Raw genomic sequence first — 19654 nt, forward strand, 5'->3', positions numbered from 1 at the left:
GGCGGTCTGCGCGTGCAGGCCGCCTTCCTATTTTTTATGTATATGGTCGGTATTTTCTTCGCAGTATCAGTTGTTCTTCTTTACGCTTTTCAATATCAGCTTTGAAAAATAAATTGATCTTTCCTTTTTCCACGCGTTCTAGCTTGCCTCGTTTGACGAGAGATGACAGAGCTTGTTTGGATATACCTAGAAATACTGCGGCTTCTTCTGTAGTTAGGAAATATTGTTCAAGAAGGATGATCGCTTTTCTTTTTTTTCCATTTGCTTTTCCCACCCGCTTTCTATTTGTTATTTTACTGGATGTTGGGGGTCTTTTTCAAGTCTTGGCCTAATAATGCTTTCATCTATTTCAAAAAAGGGCTATACTTAATTGGTTACTATTATCGAAATGGAGGTTTTCATTTGAATCCGATTATAGATCATTTGCGGAATCATCGGTCATTCCGCAAATTTAAAAAGGACCAACCGATTCCAAAAGAACAGCTTGATGCCATCGTTCGTTCTGCGCAAAGTGCCCCATCCTGGATTAATGGCCAGCAGTATTCGATTATAGCCATCCAAAATCCAGAAAGGAAACAAAAAATGGCGGAGTTGTGTGGTAATCAGGCGTACATAGCGGAAAGTTCCGTTTTTCTAGTATTTGTTGCTGATTTTTATCGGGCACAGTTAGCGAGTCAACAACATGGTGGCTCGTTGTCAGCAGTGGAAAATATCGATGCCCTGCTCGTCGGTGCGACGGATGTTGGACTTGCTTGTGAAAACGCGATTATCGCCGCAGAATCATTAGAGCTCGGCGTCGTCTGCATCGGTGGAATTCGCCGAAATATGGCAGAAGTTATCGATTTTTTGCAATTACCAAAATACGTTTTTCCGGTTGTGGGGCTTTGTGTTGGCTATCCTGATGTAGGGATGCCTATCAAACCACGACTTCCCAAAGAAGCTATTTATTTTGAAGAAACATATCAAAGCGATGTCGCGGCATCACTTGCGGCATATGATGAAACGATTATTCCGTTTTCGACGCGTGAAGGTGGGATTTCTTGGACAAAGCGCGTTTCTGCATTTTACGACAAAGATTATTACCCTTCGATCGCAGAGGCGCTTAAAAAACAAGGATTTGTAATGAAAGATTTATAATTAGGAGGAAAAAAACAATGACAAAGGCTTTATTTTTAGATTCCGTTTTTCAAGATCGTATTTGGGGAGGCACGAAACTACGCGACTTTTTCGGATACACGATTCCGTCTGAAACGACCGGTGAATATTGGGCGATTTCGGCGCACCCACACGGCCCTTCTACAGTAAAAAATGGCGAATTCAAAGGGAAAACACTGATCGAATTATGGAATAATGAACCGGCTCTATTCGGAAATCCGACCGAGGCTGTTTTTCCATTACTCACAAAAATTTTGGATGCAAATACAGATCTTTCGGTGCAAGTTCACCCAAACGATGCCTACGCTAAAGAGCACGAGAATGGCGAGCTTGGCAAGACGGAATGTTGGTATATTATTGACTGTGAGCCTGGTGCTGAGCTTGTTTATGGACATAATGCTACGTCGAAAGAGCAATTGATTGCATGGACGCGCGACGGAAAATGGGGAGAGTTGCTTCGTAAAGTTGCAATTAAACCAGGTGACTTTTTCTATGTGCCAAGTGGTACGATTCATGCGTTATGTACTGGGACGCTCGTTTTGGAGACGCAACAGAGTTCGGATACGACTTATCGTGTCTATGACTACGACCGTGTCGATGATCATGGCAATAAACGCGAGCTTCATTTAGGGAAAGCAATTGATGTAACGACAGTGCCGCACCACGATGCCGTGCTAGATATCCAAACAAAAACGATCGGCGCTTTGACGGAAACGACGTTTGTCAACAGTGAATTTTTCGCCGTTTATAAATGGGATATTGCCGGTAGTGCTGATTTCACTGCTACTGCACCATACACATTGGTTAGCGTACTTGCTGGTGAAGCAACGTTAACAATTGATGACGACACAACAACGATCAAAAAAGCGGATCACTTCATCCTACCAAACACGTGTAAAAACTGGACAATCGATGGCAATGTTAGCTGTATCGTCTCCACGCCAGCCAAATAATATGTTCGATTTGCCTTCACATTTTTTGTGGGGGCTTTTTTTCACAAACATGCGTTGGGACAATTTTCGTATTTCTATGTTACAATTCAAGTAATACATAGGAAGGAAGTGCTTGGTATGAACGAAGCGGTAAAAACATTAGATGGTTGGTTTTCATTGCATGATTTCAGATCGATTGACTGGCCTGCTTTAAGAGAAGTTTCTCCAGAAAATCGCGAATCTATGCTCAATGAATTACAAAATTTCTTGGGAGATATGGACATCACGAAAAAAATGGGCGAAGGAGAACACACAATTTACTCAATTCTTGGCCAAAAAGCGGACTTACTATTTTTCACACTTAGACCTACGCTCGAAGGTTTGAATGAAGTCGAAAACCAATTGAACAAACTGCGGATTGCGGATTATTTATTGCCAGCTTATTCTTATATTTCGGTCGTAGAGCTCAGCAATTATTTGGCGAATCACATGGCAAAAGGTGAAGATCCTTATGAGAACAAGCATGTTCGAGAGCGCTTGTATCCTGAGTTGCCGGCACGTAAACATATTTGCTTCTACCCGATGACAAAAAAAAGGAGTCTCTCAGATAACTGGTATATGCTACCGATGGAAGAACGACAAGCGATGATTCGTGATCATGGTGCGATTGGCCGAACATATGCCGGAAAGATCAAGCAGATTATTGGTGGCTCAATTGGTCTGGATGATTTCGAGTGGGGCGTAACGCTGTTTGCAGATGACGCGCTTGATTTCAAACGGATTGTGACAGAAATGAGATTTGATGAATCTAGCGCTCGTTTCGCTGAGTTTGGTTCATTTTTAGTTGGTAATTATGTAGCGACAGATGCATTGCAAGATTTTTTTAGGATTTAAAATAAATAAGGGATGATATAGGGCACCGCTTCGATCCTAGTTTTCGGAATTAGAGCGGTGCCTTTGTTGAGGTCTCTTTTGCTGAATTAAAAGCTCAATCAAGATTGGGTGTTCAACTACTACGCCCCTAGCAATATCTCTCAAGCCTGACCTACGTATTCTACATTTCTGGGTTACAAAAATGTAACCTCCTACCTCTATAATGTCATCTTAATCAATGGTTTACGTCTCCTTCTATCGTTAAACTAAGGGTACAAGATATTTATTTAGGAGGAGTTTATATGGAAATAGTTTTACAAGCAAAGAACGTTCGTAAAGTATACGGCATTAAAGGCAACGTTTACACGGCTTTAGATAACATTAGTCTAGAAATCACAAGAGGAGATTTTGTTGGCATCATGGGGCCAAGTGGCGCTGGTAAATCCACACTACTCAACGTCTTCTCAACGATCGACAAACCAACCTCGGGTGAGATTCAAATCTCTGGTCAGGAGCTAGAAACAATGAACGAGCAACAAATGTCTTCATTCCGTCGGGATCAGTTAGGCTTCATTTTCCAAGACTATAACCTACTCGATACACTTAGTGTTCGCGAAAATATCATTTTGCCACTCGCACTCGCCAAGCGTCCTGTGAAAGAAATGGAAACCCAACTGGAAAAAGTGGCGGATACGTTCGGCATTCGTGATATTCTCGACAAATATCCCAATGAAATTTCCGGGGGGCAGAAACAACGGACAGCTGCGAGTCGGGCAATTATCGCTAACCCTAGTTTGATTTTTGCGGATGAGCCTACCGGTGCGCTTGATTCAAAATCAGCGACAGACCTATTAGAAAGCTTGAAGGAACTAAACGAACAGGAGCACTCAACAATCATGATGGTAACGCATGATGCTTACGCGGCTAGTTTTTGTAAACGTATTTTATTTATTAAAGACGGTGCCATTTACACCGAAATTTATCGTGGCACAAAAACGCGCAAAGAGTTCTTCCAAAAAATTCTGGATGTGTTGGCGAAATTAGGAGGGGACATGAATGACGTTATTTGATTTAGCAAAAAAGAACATAAAACATAATTTTATTCATTATTTCCTCTACTTTGCCTCGATGATTTTCTCGATCATGATTTATTATACATTCGTGTCGCTAGCGCAAGATCCTGCGGTTATCGCACGTATCGATAAGAGCGCCAAGCTTTCTACGGCATTTGACGCGTCGTCGATCGTCTTAATTATTTTTGTCGCGATCTTTATTTTGTACTCGAATCACTTTTTTACCCGCAAACGAAAAAAGGAGATTGGTATCTATTCCCTTCTCGGCCTTCGTAAAAAAGAAATCGGCCGGATGCTCTTTTATGAAAATTTCCTAATGGGTATTGGTGCTCTAGTTATCGGGATTGGTCTTGGCACACTCCTGTCAAAACTATTTGTCACGATACTGCTCAAGATCATGAATATTGGTGGTATTAGTAATTTCGTCTTTTCGATCGATGCTGTGATGAATACGATCGTGATTTTTATCATCATCACGCTGATCACCTCGTTTACTGGTTACCGCATCATTTATCGGACAACATTACTTGATCTATTCCACTCAGAAAGCAAACGCGAAAAAACACCTAAAAGCAATCCCTTCTTAGCAATACTCGCGCTCGTTCTGATTGCAGGCGGCTACGTTATCGCCCTACAGCCCCTCAATGAAACTTCTATTTGGGGGAAAATCGGCTTTGGACCTGGTGCGTTAGTTATTTTAGTATCCGTTATTTTAGGAACGGGGCTCTTACTTAGTAACTTTTTACCGTTCTTACTCAATCAAATTCGCAAAAACAAACGAATTTTCTACAATGGCACGAATATTATCAGTAATTCACAACTGGCATTCCGGATTGCCTCTAACGCTAGAACACTTGCTGTTATCGCGATTCTGAGCGCTACAACATTAACCGCAATAGGCGCGATTGGTAGCCTTTACTACAACGTGAATAAAGAGTCCAATTCCAGCTACCCTGCCACTTTTGAATACCATATCGTGGATGAAGCAAGTAACGAGAAGGCTTTGTCACTTGCAAAAAGCAATAAAGAAACACCCATGACCGCGCACCAAGAAACCATTGTGAACCATGTAAAAGCAACGAGCGATCGAGAAATGCCTTTAGAATACAGCCAAGAGGAAGGTTTTGCAGTCATTAGCCGCACAGCTTACAATAAATTACTAGCTCTAGAAGGCAACGACGATTTAAAAGCTACAGCCTTAAAAGATAATGAAGCAATTCTTATCGCACCAAGTACTTTATATTCACCTGACACAGCAGATATCGTCAAAGATCAAAGCTTCACCCTACAAAATACCACAAAGCAAAAAGTAACGCTGACAAAAACCATCAAAGAATCACCTTTTAGTACAATTTATGGTTTACTCATCGTCTCAGATGATGTAGCCAATGCGATACCAGCTAACAAACCAACAAATATACAATCCATTATGGTTGATCAGCCAAAAGATGCCGTCGCCCTCAGCGAACAAATGTCAAAAGTACTTCCAGAAGACGCGATGTTCCAAAGCTTTCCACAAAGTTATGAAGTCATGATGAGCACGATTGGCGTACTTTTATTCATCGGTATGTTTATAGGGCTAGTTTTCCTAGCTGCAACCGGAAGTATCATCTACTTCAAACAACTGACCGAAGCTTACAATGACGTGGCAACTTACGATATTTTGAAGAAAATCGGTCTAGATCGCAAAGAAATTCGCAAAACGATTGCCAAACAAGTGCTCATCATCTTCCTAGTTCCACTGATTTTAGGAATTGTACACAGTTCCGTCGCACTTGTCGCCTTATCTCACATGTTACAAATGGATCTGACATTACCAGTTATTCTAAGTACTGGAGCCTACACCTTGATGTTTACCATTTACTATTTCGTAACAGTAAATACGTATACTAACATCGTAATGGGTAAAAATAAATAAGTTAGATGCACACGAAAAAAGACTGGATCCACATTATTCCAGTCTTTTTTCGCATTATAAATACTTGTATTTCTAGTTATTTACGTTAAAATATAATTAGTAGGAAACATCATTTCAGGAGGTAAGGTAATGGAGACTCTAGAAGACTTTTTAACAAAAATTGATGATCCACAAAATCGCATGCGCACCGAAGAAATTTTCGCTTGGGTCATGAAAGAATTCCCAACATTGGAACCTAAAATTGCATGGAATCAGCCGATGTTTTCAGATCATGGCACGTATATCATTGGCTTTAGCGTTTCAAAAAAACACTTGGCTGTTTCACCAGAAGGCGCAGGAATCACACATTTTACAGACGCAATTGCTGAGGCTGGGTACGACCATACAAAGTTATTAGTCCGTATTCCGTGGAACGGTCCAGTCGATTTCGAATTACTTAGAAAAATGATTGCTTTTAATATTTCCGATAAAGCTAATTGCGAAACATTTTGGAGAAAATAGACTCATCACGCGCCTTACCTTATAGGCGTTTTTTTTGAGCAAAAATTCAACATAATCAATCTATTTCTTGTTTCGACATATACCCTGTAATCAATGCTTGCGCGGAGGCAACCTCATATTCTCGAATTTTCAGCAAATCTTCAAATAATTCTTTTTCCGAACAAAAGAAGGTGTGCTTCATATAATGAATGATTAAGAATTCATGAATAGCCGTGTAAAAACTCATATGATTCATAAAAGCATCTATCAAACTTGTCCGCATATCATATCGATCTTCACCAATTTCTTTCACGTTGACCGCGTCCTGCCAATTCGTCAAAGCTTGCTTAAAGAGATGAAGGGTTTCCTTACGATGTGCTGCCAGATAACCGGGCGTATATTTTCTAAGTTGGTATTCCTCTGAATTCACATAATAAGAACTAATCCAATAATCTGTGGCCTCTTCTACATGATCCTTTAAAAAGCGCATAGTGGTAGACATATAAAAATCCCCCTTTATAATTAGTACCTCGTAAACAAATGTAAATAAAACTACGCTCTCATTCTACTACTTTTTAATCGTCTGTCCCATACAAATAGACCGTTTAGACTCAAAGTGCAACAAAAAAGCTTCGAAATGGACAAGCGTATCTCGTAGTTTATACCATCACGCGTTTTAAAAACAAAAAAAATCGCCAGACCGGCGTTTCAGCAGGTTTAGCGATTAAAAGGGAGTTTAAGGTAAGAAAGACTCTCAATTACTAAAAAGGGAGAAAAAGTAATTAAGATGTCGTTGCTTACATGTATAATACCCCGCAAATCTGAAATGCAATCCTTTTTTAAAACATTTTTTTGTTAAAGTTTGGTAACAAAAATTACCACAAATTCGGTAAAAATCCGAAACTCGCTGCTAGACAACATTTTTTATATTACAGAGTCGGTTTATTTTTCGCTACAGCAATAATAAAACATATCCATCCCGCAATAAATGCAACGCCGCCAAGTGGTGTTACTGCGCCAAGCACGGTTATTTTCGTGATGCTGAGCACGTATAAACTTCCTGAAAACAATACAATTCCGATCGCAAATAAGTATCCGGACACCCGCAGTAACCCCACATCCACTTTCCCAAGGAGTAAACCGACAATCAGTATCGCTGTTGCATGAAACATTTGGTATTGCACGCCTGTTTCAAATGTTGTGTGATAGCTTCCAAGCGTTTCTTTCAGCGCATGTGCACCGAATGCCCCAATTCCTACTGCTAATCCTGCAAAAATAGCTCCTAAAATCAACATCTTTCTCATATTCTTATTAGAACCCCCTAAAAATCTAGCAATGAATCCCCATTGGACCCATCTTCTGTTTCCATCTTCTTACTATCCAGTGTCATCGGTTTTGCGATCGGCAATTCGCCGGTCATCGCTTGATATTCCATGCTGGAGCTCAGCGTCTCTGCTTTTTCCGTGGTGCCTGCTTGCCCACGCATCACTTCCACTAGAACTGCCAGCCCGTGCAAATGCAGCTGCTTTTCTTGCTCTTTACTAGCATTCTTAGCGAGGCTTAGCTCCTGCTCCATTTTGGCAAATAAAGCCTGATCTGATACTGTCATCGTTTACTTGCCTCCTTGCGCATCATTTAGCGTGCGAATCACGCGTGCCGGGTTTCCTGCGACAACGGTGTTCGCCGCGACATCTTTAGTCACGACAGATCCTGAGCCAATTACAGCGTTATCTCCAATCGTAATTCCAGGATTAATCACACTTCGCCCACCAATCCACACGTTGTTACCAATTATGACAGGCTTCGCAAGCTCCAAACCACTATTGCGCTCGGTCGCGTCCAGTGGATGATACGCCGTATAAATATGAACACCCGGCGCAAACATGCAATTATCACCAATTTTAATCGTTGCACAATCCAAAAAGACACAATCAAAATTCGCATAAAAATAATCGCCAACTTCTGTATTATAACCGTAGTCAAAGCGAACATTAGGCTCCATATAAACCTCTTTCCCCGCCATGCCCAGTAATTCACGAATATGTACCGCGCGTTCATCTTTATCACTTACCACGCCATTAATCTTTGCACTCAGATGTCTTGCCCGATCACGATCCGCCACTAATTCTGCATCTCCCGGCCGGTACAATTCGCCACTGATCATCTTTTCACGCTCTGTCATAATTCTCCCACCACCATCCTTTTTTATCTACTCCCCCATTATACTGTTTTTCAAGCTAAAAACCTACATAAAAAAGCCCCATTCAAAATATCTTTTTGAACCAGGCTATGCTCTCCTTTATTCTGTTATTTTTTCGTTTGTTGGTAGAAATTGAAATACTTTTTTAAATGATCCTGTAATCAAGGTTACGACAGAAAGCACGACTAACACAAATTCTGGCTCGTATCCGCCTAGGAAACCACTCGAAAACTTCACGGTCACAATCGCGACGCCTAAAATACCGATGAACAAAATCGAAATATAAGGAACTAATACACCAAAAGCAAGTGCTAAGCCACCGACTAATTCGATACTAGCAACAACATATCCCATAAATCCTGGAATTCCTAGACTCTCAAAAAAGCCTACCGTTCCACCAATCCCATTTGTGAATTTTTGCAGTCCGTGAAGAAACATCAATCCACCTAATAAAATTCTGACAAGCAAAATACCGTATTTATTCATATCCTTCCTCTCCTTTTCTAAAGTAGTAAAGCTTATTATGCCCAAAAATTATATCCCACTGATTAACTGGGTATTAAATTTTTCTTAATTTTACGAGCCGATTTTACTTACTGCAATTTTCCCGGAAAAATGATATTCTAGTTATGTAGGTACAAAAATGGGAGGATTATATTCTATGATAAAAGTAATTGCTTCAGATATGGACGGCACACTGCTTAATTCCAAAATCCAAGTAGACGCAGAGGGTGTAAAAGCGATCGAGATGGCTCGTGCAAAAGGCATTCACTTCGTTTTGTGTACAGGCCGTATGTATGATGACGCCACGCAACTCATCAATCATGCCAATCTTTATGCGCCAGCAATCTGCATGAATGGTGCTGAAATTCGAGATGAGCACGGCAAAATATTAAAACAAATTCCGATTGAGGAAGCATCTGCACGATATACGTATCAAGTTTTGAAAGATTTGGGGATGTATTGTGAATTTTTCACTGATATTGGTCCGATCTCGCCGAATAAAGATAAAGGTATTGAGCTGATGAAGGAAATTCAGCATAAGGTTCATCCTGACTTAAGCGCAGAGGAGATCCATCGCTATGTTGAGGAGCGTTTTGAAAGCAAGGACGTCCATGTGATTGATGATCCTGAGCGTCTTTTCCGAAATAAAGATATTACGATCCTGAAATTTATCGCCTTCTCTTCTGACCAAGCGGTGCTAAAAAAAGCGAAGGATACGCTAGAATCAGAAGGAAATTTGGCGATTAGTTCCTCGTTTTCCGACAATATCGAAATCACGCATATCGATGCCCAAAAAGGACTTTCTTTGCAATACTACGTGGAGCGTATGGGCGTAACAATGGATGAAACCTTCGCAATTGGCGATAATTTCAACGACGTCTCGATGCTAAAAATGGCGGGATACAGCGTCGCGATGGGTAACGCCGAACCGGCTGTTAAAAAGCTTGCAAAGCATGTCACCGACTCTAATGATGAACATGGCGTGGCAACTGCCATTCATAAAATGCTAGAAACCAATAATTAATTTTATAATCGGAGGGAAAATATCATGACAATCAAAAAAACATTAACTGTTGCAGGCTCAGATTCTAGCGGTGGCGCTGGACTCCAAGCGGATTTAAAAACATTTGAAGAATACGGTACTTTCGGATTTTCAGCGATTACAACGATCGTAACGATGGATCCAGACAACAACTGGAGTCATGGTGTGACACCACTCGATGCAGATTTATTGCGTGCCCAGTTAAAAACGATTCTTTCTGGTGGCCCCGTTGACGCTATGAAAACAGGAATGCTCGGTTCTGTCGAAATTATTGAAGCAACACGTGATGCTATTGATGAATACAACTTGCAAAATGTTGTCATCGACCCCGTTATGGTTTGTAAAGGAGAAGGCGAGCTCATCCAACCTGAAAATGCCGAAGCAATTCGCGATCTGTTATTGCCTCGCGCACTAATCACGACACCAAATCTCTTCGAAGCTGGTCAACTTTCCGGTCTTGGTAAATTAACAACGCTTGACGATATGAAAGCTGCTGCTGAAAAAATCGTTGCTCTAGGCGTAAAATATGTCGTTATCAAAGGCGGCAAAGCCCTAAAAAGTGATAAAGCAATCGATCTATTATATGATGGCACGACGTTTACTGTGCTAGAAACACCAAAAATTGATACCAACTTTAATCACGGTGCCGGCTGTACTTTTGCAGCAGCGATCACAGCAGGTCTTGCGAATGGTCTAACTGTCGAAGATTCCGTGCACAAAGCAAAAGACTTCGTGACCGCAGCGATTAAAGGCGGTTTTGCGCTAAACAAATTTATCGGGCCGGTATGGCACGGTGCTTACAATAACGCCGAAAATAGATAAACCCCTTCCAACTAGTGACCTTACTTGATATTTCAGGTAAGGTTTTTTTCTATGACTATCTTTTCATACCTATTCATGATCTGAACATGGTATAATGGAAGCGAAACTTATTTTAGGGGGATTTAAATTCATGACACAAAAAAAAAGATGCGATCAATAAAGCGACATCTGAAAAAAATTATTTCTGGCCAATTATGATTTTATCGTTCGTAGCAGTAGTCGTTATTTTACTGTTGTTCTTCTCACCAATCGGTTACCAAGGCAAAGTCGATTATGATCTATCTATTTTCCCACGCTTAAACGCGATTTTTAACAGTTTTACGTTTGTGTTTCTGCTGATTGCGCTCTGGGCCATTATTGCGAAGAAAAATATTAAGATGCATCGCGGCTTCATTTTAGCTGCCTTTACATCGACGTTATTTTTCCTAGTGAGCTACTTGACATTCCATTACATGTCCGCGGAAACATCGACTTTTGGTGGTGAGGGAATCGTTCGTCCTATCTACTTTTTTATTCTGATTACACATAGTTTCCTTGCAGCTGTCGTTGTGCCACTCGCACTATTCGCACTCGTTTGGGGCTGGACCAATCAAATCGGCAAACATAAAAAAATTGTTCGCTGGACAATGCCTATTTGGCTGTATGTGAGTTTAACCGGAGTGCTCGTTTACTTGTTTATGGCGCCGTATTACTGAGCTTCGCCACATTCATGTAACATTGCTTGGCTATAATTATCATGGGAGAATTGTTGTGCTGTTAGCTTTAAACTAACAAATGAGGTGAAAAATATGGCCACTCGCCAAGATCGTAACAACCCAACACAGAAGAAGAAATTAAGGAAAGGCAGAACTATTTTTACTGTCATCCTCGTCATCATTTTGGCTATCGCAGGAATAGGTTTTTATCAATACAAATCAAGTTTAAATGCGGCTGAATCTGATAATAAAATAAAAGATTTTGAATTTAACGGTCAGAAAGCGGAAGACGCGAATGATCTCAACGTGTTACTAATTGGTAGTGACTCTCGTGGGAAAGACCAAGGTCGTTCCGATTCACTGCTTATTGCCCACTACGATACAAAATCAAAATCTCCAAAGCTGGTCTCGATTATGCGTGATACATATGTCGACATCCCAGGTCACGGTCTGAACAAGATCAATGCCGCTTATTCTTTCGGTGGTCCAGAGCTCGTTCGCCAAACAATCAAAGAAAATTTTGGCATCAATATTGAATATTATGTTGTTGCTAATTTTGAAGGATTCCCGAAAATTGTTGATACGCTTGCACCGAATGGTATTGAAATCGATGCCGAAAAAGATATGTCTAAAAATATTGAAGCCAATATCAAGGCTGGTAAACAGTCTATGAACGGCGAGACATTGTTGCAATATGCACGTTTCCGTCATGATGCCGAGAGCGATTTCGGTCGTGTTCGCCGGCAACAACAAGTACTGGGCGCATTAAAAGATCAGGCGCAAAGCATTGGTACTGTCACAAAACTTCCGAGTCTAATCGGGACGATGCAAGGTTACACAAATACAAATGTGTCCACTGGTCTGATGATTTCCATTGGGAAAGACTTCATTCTAGGAAATGCGAAAGATATCAAAGATTTTCGCCTCCCTGTCGATGGCACATATAAAAATGTCCGCAATTCTCATGGAGCGGTACTAGACATTGATGTGGCCGCCAATGCGAAAGCTTTACAAGACTTCTTGAAAAACTAAGTAGGAATAAATTACTCGTTTTCATCGACGGGTAGTTTATTTTTTTTGACTCTACTTGCCAAGATGATTATACTATTAGTCAAAGAAGGGCAGTGATTTTTATGGCAAAAAGTACATTTGGAGAAATTCCTCTATCCATTCTCGATTTGGCATCGATTCGCGAAGGCTTTAATGAATCGGATGCTTTTCAAAATAGTAGGGCGTTAGTTCAGTTTGCGGAAGAAACGGGATTTCATCGATATTGGGTCGCTGAACACCATGGGATTGCGGGCGTTGCAAGTTCTGCTACAGCCGTTTTAATCGGATTTCTAGCAGCACAAACCGAAAAAATTCGAATCGGTTCAGGCGGCGTCATGTTGCCAAACCATTCTCCGCTCATCATTGCAGAACAGTTCGGGACACTTGCTACGATTTATCCAAATCGGATTGATCTTGGTCTCGGACGCGCGCCAGGAACTGATTTCAAAACAGCCCGTGCGTTGCGTCGCGATTTACACGAAACCGTGGAAGCTTTTCCAAATTCAGTGATGCAACTTGCCAACTATTTTTCCGATGCTGGCAATGATGGTATTGTCGCCATTCCTGGTCGTGGTTTGCACGTTCCACTATATTTACTGGGTTCTAGCACATACAGCGCCAAACTTGCTGCGAAATTGGGCTTACCGTTCGCTTTTGCTAGCCATTTTGCACCGGATGAACTAGAGAATGCACTGGAGCTTTATCGAAGTCGTTTTGAGCCATCCGATGTTTTAAATGAGCCCTATGCGATGGTCACCGTCAATGCGATTGTTAGCGATACAACAGACGAAGCTAATTTTCTCGCAACATCTGGTTACCTATCCTTTTTAAACCTGACTCGCGGCAACCCTACCCCACTTCCAAAACCAAGAGAAGATATCGATCAAATTTGGACCGATTATGAAAAACATGCGCTACAACACCAAATGAAATATAGCTTTATTGGTGATCAGCAGAAAGTCACAACCGAATTAAAACAATTTATCGACGTTCACCAACCAAACGAAATTATTGTTGCGTCGAACATCTATGATCCTATGTTAAAACAAAAAAGTTATCAACGCTTAGCTGAAATGTGGTTTTAGATGCTGCTTTTAGACGGATTGCTCTATTTTATTTTTTCGTTCATTGGTGAAGCATTTATGAGCCTGTTTGATCGCAAAGGATCGAATGGGAAGCGAAAAACGCAAAAAAAGAACAGCAAACGAGCTAGACGGCGTAATGCCACGCACAAGCATCCACGAAAATCAAGGAAGCTTTGATAGTAAACTAAATAAAGCCGAAAACTGATTTACCCGCTATCAATTGGTAGAATAGTTTTCGGCTTTATTTTCATGCTTTTTCCTGATTCGTAATATGATATGTTTTTTCAATACCTGTTTGTGATACCACAACGCCGTGCAAATCGCCACCGAACACTGCACCACCATCAATATCAATAATTGTGCGATCTGGTGAATACCAAATAGCCGCTGATCCGTCTTCATTTAAACTCTCTGTGGGGGTATGCCCAACAATAAATGTCTTTCCTGTTTTATTTTCACCCTGTTGAAAAGGTTCACGAATCCAGACCATATCGTGCTCTGACGTCATTTTCCAGTCTGCCATTGTTAAATCGACACCAGCATGGACAAAAACAAAATCGCCCCATTCATAGTAATATGGCCGTTTTCGAATGAAAGCAAGTTCTTCTGCAGCCTCGTCCTCCACACGCCGTGCCAATTCTTCTGGTGTTATTTTTCTCGTCATTGCTTTGTAGGTTATAAAACTCTCAATCGTTTCCATTCCGCCTTGGCTAATGTAATACATCATTTTCTCACTTGGTTCCGCCAGCCAATCTAGCAACATGTTCTCGTGATTTCCTCGCAAAAAAATCGCTCCGTACTGCTTCTCAAGTAGCATTGCTTTACGAACAACCGCTCCCGGATTCTTGCCACGGTCAATTAAGTCTCCGACAGAAAGCAAGCGTTCCTTCTCTGGATTCCATTTCGCCAATAATGCCTCCCATGCCGCTATTTCTCCATGCACATCTCCAACCGCAAAAATATAATCCATTTCTATCACCTCATATGTAGTACCTCTCTATTCGCCTTGGTAAATCAGGCGCTAAAAAGGCTGATCTAACTTGTGTATACGCGTCTTTAGATCATTTTAAAGTTTATTCAATTTCTTTTCAACCGATTTGATCTCTTTGTCAAGTGCATTCATTCGTAGCTCTGTCGCCGAAATCGTTCCATTTACTAAGTTGGTATCATTAAATTGATCTGTTTCACCGAGCAGTTCCTGATGTTGACGACGCAGTTCAACCAAACGGTCTTCTAAATCTTGTTTTTCATATGCCATTTCTTCTTCACCTCCAAAAGTAATCAGCATCCATTTTACCTTATAGACTATTCCCCTTTACGTGAAAAGTCAATCATTTTGTAAAATCCCTAATTATTGCTGTCATTCGTAACGATTCTATGGTACTTTTAAGTATATATGTATCTTTTGAAAGGAGATAATAAATTTTATGATGAGTATTTCAGAAGTTAGAAAGATGACAAAGCAAGCCTTGAAGGGTAACTGGGGGTTAGCGATTGGTGGAATAGCATTGGCTTACGTGATTTTAGCGGCTGTCTCCATGCTCAATTTCATTCCGGTTCTAGGGACGATTGCGTATTATGTTTTTGCAGGACCATTTATGATTGGCGCAACTTGGTTTTTCCTTGCTATTAGCCGCCAAGAAAAGCCTGAGATTGGCTATTTATTTAGTGGATTTAAAACATTTGGACGCAATTTACTTGCCGCCGTACTGGTATTTGTTTTTACATTTTTATGGAGTTTGCTATTCCTTATTCCTGGTATTATTAAATCGTTCTCGTATTCCCAAACGTTTATGATTTTGCGCGATGATCCGAATATTTCACCACTGGATGCGATTACAGAAAGTCGTCATCGTATGAATGGACATAAAGGTCGTTTGTTCGGTCTTGTGCTGTCCTATGTTTGGGTGTTCTTTATCCCCGTGATTATTATGATGATACTTGCAATTGTGGCGATGGCAACAACTGCTATGTTCGACTATGGTTACCATTCATACTCATATGATTATTACTCAAGTATGCCTGATATGAGCCCAGTCTTTGTGCTTGTGTTTGTTTTAGGCTACTTCTTGATGGCTGCCGTATTGTTTGGTCTAGCGATTTGGATTTATCCACAAGTTCTTATTGCATGTGCGGTATTTTATGATGATCTTTACGCGAGCACTGGTACGTTTGGTGGCGGCGATACAGACTTGCAGGCACCAGAAGATGATACAACATTTGGCGCTATTCCACCAGCGGAACCCGAAGCACCGCATTTTGAAAATAAAACATGGGGCTCTGAGTCTATGGTAAAACCAGATGCACCAACTGCATCACCTGAATCTGAGGAAACGCCACCAGCAGATGCGCCATCAATCGAAGAAACACAAAACGACACGATAAGCGAAACCGTTCGTCCATCTCAACCTGAACAATCTGTCGAGCAAAAAAATGACGACGAACAAAAATAACATTCCATTAGGCGATGACATCTTTGTTGTGAAGGAGGCTTCGGTATCAGAAGAGGCCTCTCTACAACAATTAATGATTGATACTGCCTCTTGGCTAAAAAGCCGCGGTTCCTCTCAGTGGTCTGATATTCTAGAAGGAACGGATGTCCACGGACTCAGCGACCGCATTCGAGATGGCGAAGTTTTTTTAGTTTTAAGAGGAGCGGAAATAGCGGCAGCCTTCATTTTACGGAAAACTGCTAGTGACTGGGATGCACGTCTGTGGAACGACCACGGAAAAGATGCGCCTGCCCGATACTTGCATCGTTTAATGATTGCGCGCGAATGGTCTGGTAAAAACCTCAGTCAAGCGATACTTGATTGGGCAAGCAAAGAAGCCGAACACACTGGCCATGTAGCCGTACGCCTAGATTGCATCGCTGATAATCAAAAATTAAACACATTGTATCAGAACGCTGGTTTTACCAACATCGCGACGGTAGATGGCTTCTGTATATACGAAAAAAAACGTAGGAATTAATCCTGCGTTCTTTTTTTGTCATTTGGACTATTCACGAAATGCGCTTAATGCAAAATCCGCAAATAGAGAGTGAATCCGTTCATTCGCCAAGTCATAATCGTTCGCTTCAAAAGCATCTGCAATAGCTGTAAATTTCTTCACTGTCAAATCACGCTTATCCTCCGATCCTTGTTTCACAACCGTCTCCATCGAGAAATTGTTAATCGTAAAGAAAGTACGCTTCACATTTTCATAATAATATGGATTTGGATCATATTTTAAAATGCGGAAGAAAAATTGATGCTGATTAAAAATATAGTCCTCCATATTTTGCAGATAAGAAGATCGATCCATGGAAGCAATATAGTTACGAAAGGCATCAATATCCAATTGTGTCTTGTTTTTCTTCATTTTCTGAATGGTAGCATCTATAAATACTTCAATAACTTCTAAAAGTTGTGCATATTTAGCAGAATCGATCATTGAATCCCGGACAACGACCCCGCTATATGTACGATAGTCTAGGATACCTTCTGAAACCAGTGCTGTAATCGCTTTACGTATCGGTGATCTACTTACATCTAATTCTTTTGCTAAGCGTTCCTCCGTTAAGTGTTCGTTCGGTTTTAACTCACCAGATTTAATTTTTTCGATAATGCTGAAATACACCATTCTGTCTAGCGTCTTATATTCTCGTTTACTTTTCAATTGATCCGCCACTCCCTATCTTAATTACGAACATTGTAGCATAAGCCCTCTGAAAAAAAAAAGCAATTTACAAAACATTACATCACTATAGATAAAATACCTACCAAGTGTTAGCGGAAAGTTTTGATTATAAAATAATTTACTAAATCCCTCACAGTCGCTTTTGCTTCATCAAAATCCTTATGTTGCAGTAACTCATTCAATTTCAATAGCTGCTCCATCAGAAATACACCATTATGAAATGGAATTAGAAGAATTTCTTTTGGTGCCCTAGTTAAAAAAATCAATTCCCATCTTACGAACTGTATTTGCCGCATATGTATTGCCCAAATAGCCCATAAAATCAAAGATAATTTGCCAATTCTCTTCCACAAAAGCAATATTATCCCCCAATTTAAAAGATGCTTCCATTACCTCCAAGCGACGATAAAATAGTTTTGGCTCGTAAGAAATACCCTTATTATTAATCTTATCCATCGTCTTGATCGTGAACAACTCAAGCATTTCCAACATTTCAATAAACTTACCCACCGTCACTTTACTCTCACAAACAATGGCCCCTCGATTGCTCTCAATTGTTAAAAAACCTTCTGTTTCAAGCATCATGAGCGCACGTCGCACAGGAGTACGACTAATCCCAAGCTCTTTTGCAATCACATTTTCAGGGACACGGTCTCCCGTCCGTAATTGTCCATTTAGTATTTTTTCCTTAATTGTTTCATAAGATTTTTTCTCATAGTTTTGTTTTTCCAAGTCGATCGTCCCTCTCGAAGTCTTTTTAAAAGTACTTTTTGCGCCAGAATATGATCGTTGTGATAATTGTAATGACCAGTGTCCCCAACATAATGAGGCCAAATGCATACTCTTGATCAGAGAACGGTAGCTTCACATTCATCCCGTAAACGCTCGCGACAATTGTCGGTAAAGATAGAATAATTGTGAACGACGTCAAAAATTTCATGACACGGTTTAAATTATTCGCAATAACCGACGAAAATGTATCAGACATACCACTTACGATTTGTGTGTACGTATCTGTCATCGCAATCGCCTGCTTGTTTTCAATGATAACATCTTGCAAAAGCTCTTGGTTCTCCATTTTATTAGTATAATGTTCTGCCAGTGCCATCTTGTCCAAAACTGCTTTATTTGACTGAAGCGCTGTTGCAAAAAATACTAAACTGCGTTGAATTGCCATGAATGCATACAATTCCTCATTTTTCATCGATACGCGGATGTTTTTCTCAAGCTCATGCATATGCTCGATGATCTTATTTAAGTAATTGAGAAAATAATAAGAAACCGCGTACAAAATTTGCAAGACAAATTGGATGTGATTAGCCGTATTATACTGCTCCATTCGCCGGTCCATAATATCTTCCAAAACAGGAACCTGCCGCAAAGCCACCGTCACGACAACCTCTTTCGTCGTAATCACCCCGATCGGCATCGTTTTAAACTCTAAAAATCCCATCTCATCTTTCGCTTCCACCGGACAATCAACAATAACTAGTGAATGCTTGAAATTCTCTTCCACATGCTTTAATTCAATACGTGAACGTTCCTGCTCATCCAATGGATCAAGAATATGATCTTTCGGTATCTCCAGTTTCTCCGATAAATAGTCGATTTCATCTGGATTAGGCGCGATGACATGAACCCAACATCCCGATTCATAGTTGTTTATTTGCCCCATCTCACCGTTTTCTTGCGTTTTATAATACTCAATCATTTTCTCTCCTCCAAGCCTAACATTACAAGTAAACTTTACAATACATTTCATTTGTGTTACAATTATTATCAATAAAACAAATTTTGTAACAAATCGAGGTGTCCATCATGGCGTTCCAAATGATAATGATTGGTTTGGGTTTTGCAGTCTTTTTCCTTCGTGCTATCTTTTGTCATTAGTAAACTTGGAAAGCTCCCTATTTATTGGGTATCGCTCAGTGCAAATACAGGCTTCTTCCTAGCCTTCCTACTTGTTGGGCGCGCGTTTCCAGAAGAGGCACAAACTGCCCTATTTTACTTGAACTTAGGTATTCTGACCTTTGTGTTGATACAAGCCGCACTCGGACTAGCGCACTGGCTGTTAAAGAAAACAGCAACGCGTCAAAAGAACTGGAAACATTCTTAAAGTTAATTATAGCAAAATTTTGCTCATA

25 protein-coding genes are annotated in these 19654 nt (G+C 40.6%); 14 read left to right on the plus strand and 11 right to left on the minus strand.

What is annotated here, in order from left to right; all coding sequences use genetic code 11:
• Positions 1-34: 34 nt before the first annotated feature.
• Complete coding sequence (locus PGRAN_RS07295) at positions 35-274, minus strand: helix-turn-helix domain-containing protein (protein ID WP_036066161.1); 240 nt, start codon at positions 272-274, stop codon at positions 35-37.
• 128 nt (positions 275-402) lie between these two features.
• Here PGRAN_RS07295 and PGRAN_RS07300 point away from each other — a divergent pair, with 128 nt between their 5' ends.
• The 6 genes from PGRAN_RS07300 (at position 403) to PGRAN_RS07325 (ending at position 6452) form a co-directional block, all read left to right on the plus strand.
• Positions 403-1137, plus strand: a complete 735-nt coding sequence (locus tag PGRAN_RS07300; RefSeq protein WP_036066162.1) for an NADPH-dependent oxidoreductase — start codon at positions 403-405, stop codon at positions 1135-1137.
• A 17-nt stretch (positions 1138-1154) separates the two neighbouring features.
• The gene (gene manA, locus PGRAN_RS07305; RefSeq protein WP_036066163.1) at positions 1155-2108 is read left to right on the plus strand and encodes a mannose-6-phosphate isomerase, class I; all 954 of its coding nucleotides are present in this window, start codon (positions 1155-1157) and stop codon (positions 2106-2108) included.
• A gap of 117 nt (positions 2109-2225) precedes the next feature.
• Positions 2226-2981, plus strand: a complete 756-nt coding sequence (gene hemQ, locus PGRAN_RS07310; RefSeq protein WP_036066165.1) for a hydrogen peroxide-dependent heme synthase — start codon at positions 2226-2228, stop codon at positions 2979-2981.
• Positions 2982-3262: 281 nt separating this feature from the next.
• The gene (locus PGRAN_RS07315) at positions 3263-4030 is read left to right on the plus strand and encodes an ABC transporter ATP-binding protein (RefSeq protein WP_036066166.1); all 768 of its coding nucleotides are present in this window, start codon (positions 3263-3265) and stop codon (positions 4028-4030) included.
• The gene (locus tag PGRAN_RS07320) at positions 4017-5951 is read left to right on the plus strand and encodes an FtsX-like permease family protein (protein ID WP_036066168.1); all 1935 of its coding nucleotides are present in this window, start codon (positions 4017-4019) and stop codon (positions 5949-5951) included. The genes PGRAN_RS07315 and PGRAN_RS07320 overlap by 14 nt, the downstream gene beginning before the upstream one ends.
• Before the next feature lie 129 nt (positions 5952-6080).
• Entirely contained in the window at positions 6081-6452 is a 372-nt protein-coding gene (locus tag PGRAN_RS07325; RefSeq protein WP_036066169.1) for an iron chaperone, read from the plus strand.
• Between the two features lie 55 nt (positions 6453-6507).
• Here PGRAN_RS07325 and PGRAN_RS07330 read toward each other — a convergent pair whose 3' ends face one another.
• The 5 genes from PGRAN_RS07330 to PGRAN_RS07350 all read right to left on the minus strand — a co-directional run bounded on the left by PGRAN_RS07330 (position 6508) and on the right by PGRAN_RS07350 (position 9117).
• Complete coding sequence (locus tag PGRAN_RS07330) at positions 6508-6933, minus strand: hypothetical protein (protein ID WP_036066170.1); 426 nt, start codon at positions 6931-6933, stop codon at positions 6508-6510.
• Between the two features lie 427 nt (positions 6934-7360).
• A complete protein-coding gene (locus PGRAN_RS07335) occupies positions 7361-7735 on the minus strand; it encodes a DUF423 domain-containing protein (protein WP_036066171.1) in 375 nt (124 codons plus the stop codon).
• 17 nt (positions 7736-7752) lie between these two features.
• Positions 7753-8040, minus strand: a complete 288-nt coding sequence (locus PGRAN_RS07340) for a YwdI family protein (RefSeq protein WP_036066172.1) — start codon at positions 8038-8040, stop codon at positions 7753-7755.
• A gap of 3 nt (positions 8041-8043) precedes the next feature.
• Positions 8044-8613 (minus strand): sugar O-acetyltransferase, encoded by a 570-nt coding sequence (locus tag PGRAN_RS07345; RefSeq protein WP_036066173.1) that lies wholly within the window; start codon positions 8611-8613, stop codon positions 8044-8046.
• Positions 8614-8730: 117 nt separating this feature from the next.
• On the minus strand, positions 8731-9117 hold the full coding sequence (locus PGRAN_RS07350; RefSeq protein WP_036066174.1) for a DoxX family protein: 387 nt from the start codon (positions 9115-9117) through the stop codon (positions 8731-8733).
• A gap of 175 nt (positions 9118-9292) precedes the next feature.
• On the opposite strand from PGRAN_RS07350, the gene PGRAN_RS07355 reads away from it, so the two are divergent.
• The 5 genes from PGRAN_RS07355 to PGRAN_RS07375 all read left to right on the plus strand — a co-directional run bounded on the left by PGRAN_RS07355 (position 9293) and on the right by PGRAN_RS07375 (position 13829).
• Entirely contained in the window at positions 9293-10159 is an 867-nt protein-coding gene (locus tag PGRAN_RS07355) for a Cof-type HAD-IIB family hydrolase (protein ID WP_036066175.1), read from the plus strand.
• Positions 10160-10183: 24 nt separating this feature from the next.
• Positions 10184-10999, plus strand: coding sequence for a pyridoxine/pyridoxal/pyridoxamine kinase (gene pdxK / locus PGRAN_RS07360; protein ID WP_036066176.1), 816 nt, complete (start codon positions 10184-10186; stop codon positions 10997-10999).
• A gap of 194 nt (positions 11000-11193) precedes the next feature.
• Positions 11194-11694 (plus strand): DUF420 domain-containing protein, encoded by a 501-nt coding sequence (locus PGRAN_RS07365; RefSeq protein ID WP_077914619.1) that lies wholly within the window; start codon positions 11194-11196, stop codon positions 11692-11694.
• 93 nt (positions 11695-11787) lie between these two features.
• Positions 11788-12726, plus strand: coding sequence for an LCP family protein (locus PGRAN_RS07370; RefSeq protein WP_036066180.1), 939 nt, complete (start codon positions 11788-11790; stop codon positions 12724-12726).
• Positions 12727-12827: 101 nt separating this feature from the next.
• Positions 12828-13829 (plus strand): LLM class flavin-dependent oxidoreductase, encoded by a 1002-nt coding sequence (locus tag PGRAN_RS07375; protein ID WP_036066182.1) that lies wholly within the window; start codon positions 12828-12830, stop codon positions 13827-13829.
• A gap of 247 nt (positions 13830-14076) precedes the next feature.
• On the opposite strand, the gene PGRAN_RS07380 is transcribed toward PGRAN_RS07375, so the two are convergent.
• Positions 14077-14799, minus strand: a complete 723-nt coding sequence (locus PGRAN_RS07380; RefSeq protein ID WP_036066186.1) for a metallophosphoesterase — start codon at positions 14797-14799, stop codon at positions 14077-14079.
• A gap of 96 nt (positions 14800-14895) precedes the next feature.
• Complete coding sequence (locus PGRAN_RS07385; protein ID WP_036066187.1) at positions 14896-15087, minus strand: Lmo0654 family protein; 192 nt, start codon at positions 15085-15087, stop codon at positions 14896-14898.
• Positions 15088-15256: 169 nt separating this feature from the next.
• Here PGRAN_RS07385 and PGRAN_RS07390 point away from each other — a divergent pair, with 169 nt between their 5' ends.
• Together PGRAN_RS07390 and PGRAN_RS07395 are read left to right on the plus strand one after the other, a co-directional pair.
• On the plus strand, positions 15257-16282 hold the full coding sequence (locus PGRAN_RS07390) for a DUF975 family protein (protein WP_036066188.1): 1026 nt from the start codon (positions 15257-15259) through the stop codon (positions 16280-16282).
• Positions 16263-16802, plus strand: coding sequence for a GNAT family N-acetyltransferase (locus PGRAN_RS07395; protein WP_051998484.1), 540 nt, complete (start codon positions 16263-16265; stop codon positions 16800-16802). The genes PGRAN_RS07390 and PGRAN_RS07395 overlap by 20 nt, the downstream gene beginning before the upstream one ends.
• Positions 16803-16829: 27 nt before the next feature.
• Here the strand turns inward: PGRAN_RS07395 and PGRAN_RS07400 are convergent, their stop codons facing one another.
• From PGRAN_RS07400 to PGRAN_RS07410, 3 genes are all read right to left on the minus strand, one after another.
• Positions 16830-17489 (minus strand): GntR family transcriptional regulator, encoded by a 660-nt coding sequence (locus PGRAN_RS07400; protein WP_036066191.1) that lies wholly within the window; start codon positions 17487-17489, stop codon positions 16830-16832.
• A 270-nt stretch (positions 17490-17759) separates the two neighbouring features.
• A complete protein-coding gene (locus PGRAN_RS15615) occupies positions 17760-18242 on the minus strand; it encodes a GntR family transcriptional regulator (RefSeq protein ID WP_051998485.1) in 483 nt (160 codons plus the stop codon).
• Positions 18243-18267: 25 nt separating this feature from the next.
• Positions 18268-19221: a magnesium transporter CorA family protein gene (locus tag PGRAN_RS07410; RefSeq protein ID WP_036066192.1), complete on the minus strand. Its 954-nt coding sequence runs from the start codon at positions 19219-19221 to the stop codon at positions 18268-18270.
• A 159-nt stretch (positions 19222-19380) separates the two neighbouring features.
• On the opposite strand from PGRAN_RS07410, the gene PGRAN_RS07415 reads away from it, so the two are divergent.
• On the plus strand, positions 19381-19626 hold the full coding sequence (locus tag PGRAN_RS07415; protein WP_241433304.1) for a hypothetical protein: 246 nt from the start codon (positions 19381-19383) through the stop codon (positions 19624-19626).
• Positions 19627-19654 lie beyond the last annotated feature (28 nt).

This window comes from Listeria grandensis FSL F6-0971, assembly GCF_000525835.1.
GTDB lineage: Bacteria > Bacillota > Bacilli > Lactobacillales > Listeriaceae > Listeria_A > Listeria_A grandensis.

Coding starts and splice junctions, on each gene's coding strand:
- PGRAN_RS07325 (WP_036066169.1), top strand. CDS start 6,081: ATGGAGACTCTAGAAGACTTTTTAACAAAAATTGATGATCCACAAAAT.
- PGRAN_RS07350 (WP_036066174.1), bottom strand. CDS start 9,117: ATGAATAAATACGGTATTTTGCTTGTCAGAATTTTATTAGGTGGATTG.
- PGRAN_RS07390 (WP_036066188.1), top strand. CDS start 15,257: ATGATGAGTATTTCAGAAGTTAGAAAGATGACAAAGCAAGCCTTGAAG.
- pdxK (WP_036066176.1), top strand. CDS start 10,184: ATGACAATCAAAAAAACATTAACTGTTGCAGGCTCAGATTCTAGCGGT.
- PGRAN_RS07345 (WP_036066173.1), bottom strand. CDS start 8,613: ATGACAGAGCGTGAAAAGATGATCAGTGGCGAATTGTACCGGCCGGGA.
- PGRAN_RS07365 (WP_077914619.1), top strand. CDS start 11,194: ATGATTTTATCGTTCGTAGCAGTAGTCGTTATTTTACTGTTGTTCTTC.
- PGRAN_RS07380 (WP_036066186.1), bottom strand. CDS start 14,799: ATGGATTATATTTTTGCGGTTGGAGATGTGCATGGAGAAATAGCGGCA.
- PGRAN_RS07355 (WP_036066175.1), top strand. CDS start 9,293: ATGATAAAAGTAATTGCTTCAGATATGGACGGCACACTGCTTAATTCC.
- PGRAN_RS07315 (WP_036066166.1), top strand. CDS start 3,263: ATGGAAATAGTTTTACAAGCAAAGAACGTTCGTAAAGTATACGGCATT.
- PGRAN_RS07385 (WP_036066187.1), bottom strand. CDS start 15,087: ATGGCATATGAAAAACAAGATTTAGAAGACCGTTTGGTTGAACTGCGT.
- PGRAN_RS07395 (WP_051998484.1), top strand. CDS start 16,263: ATGACGACGAACAAAAATAACATTCCATTAGGCGATGACATCTTTGTT.
- PGRAN_RS07375 (WP_036066182.1), top strand. CDS start 12,828: ATGGCAAAAAGTACATTTGGAGAAATTCCTCTATCCATTCTCGATTTG.
- PGRAN_RS07340 (WP_036066172.1), bottom strand. CDS start 8,040: ATGACAGTATCAGATCAGGCTTTATTTGCCAAAATGGAGCAGGAGCTA.
- PGRAN_RS07335 (WP_036066171.1), bottom strand. CDS start 7,735: ATGAGAAAGATGTTGATTTTAGGAGCTATTTTTGCAGGATTAGCAGTA.
- PGRAN_RS07330 (WP_036066170.1), bottom strand. CDS start 6,933: ATGTCTACCACTATGCGCTTTTTAAAGGATCATGTAGAAGAGGCCACA.
- PGRAN_RS07320 (WP_036066168.1), top strand. CDS start 4,017: ATGACGTTATTTGATTTAGCAAAAAAGAACATAAAACATAATTTTATT.
- hemQ (WP_036066165.1), top strand. CDS start 2,226: ATGAACGAAGCGGTAAAAACATTAGATGGTTGGTTTTCATTGCATGAT.
- manA (WP_036066163.1), top strand. CDS start 1,155: ATGACAAAGGCTTTATTTTTAGATTCCGTTTTTCAAGATCGTATTTGG.
- PGRAN_RS07410 (WP_036066192.1), bottom strand. CDS start 19,221: ATGATTGAGTATTATAAAACGCAAGAAAACGGTGAGATGGGGCAAATA.
- PGRAN_RS07370 (WP_036066180.1), top strand. CDS start 11,788: ATGGCCACTCGCCAAGATCGTAACAACCCAACACAGAAGAAGAAATTA.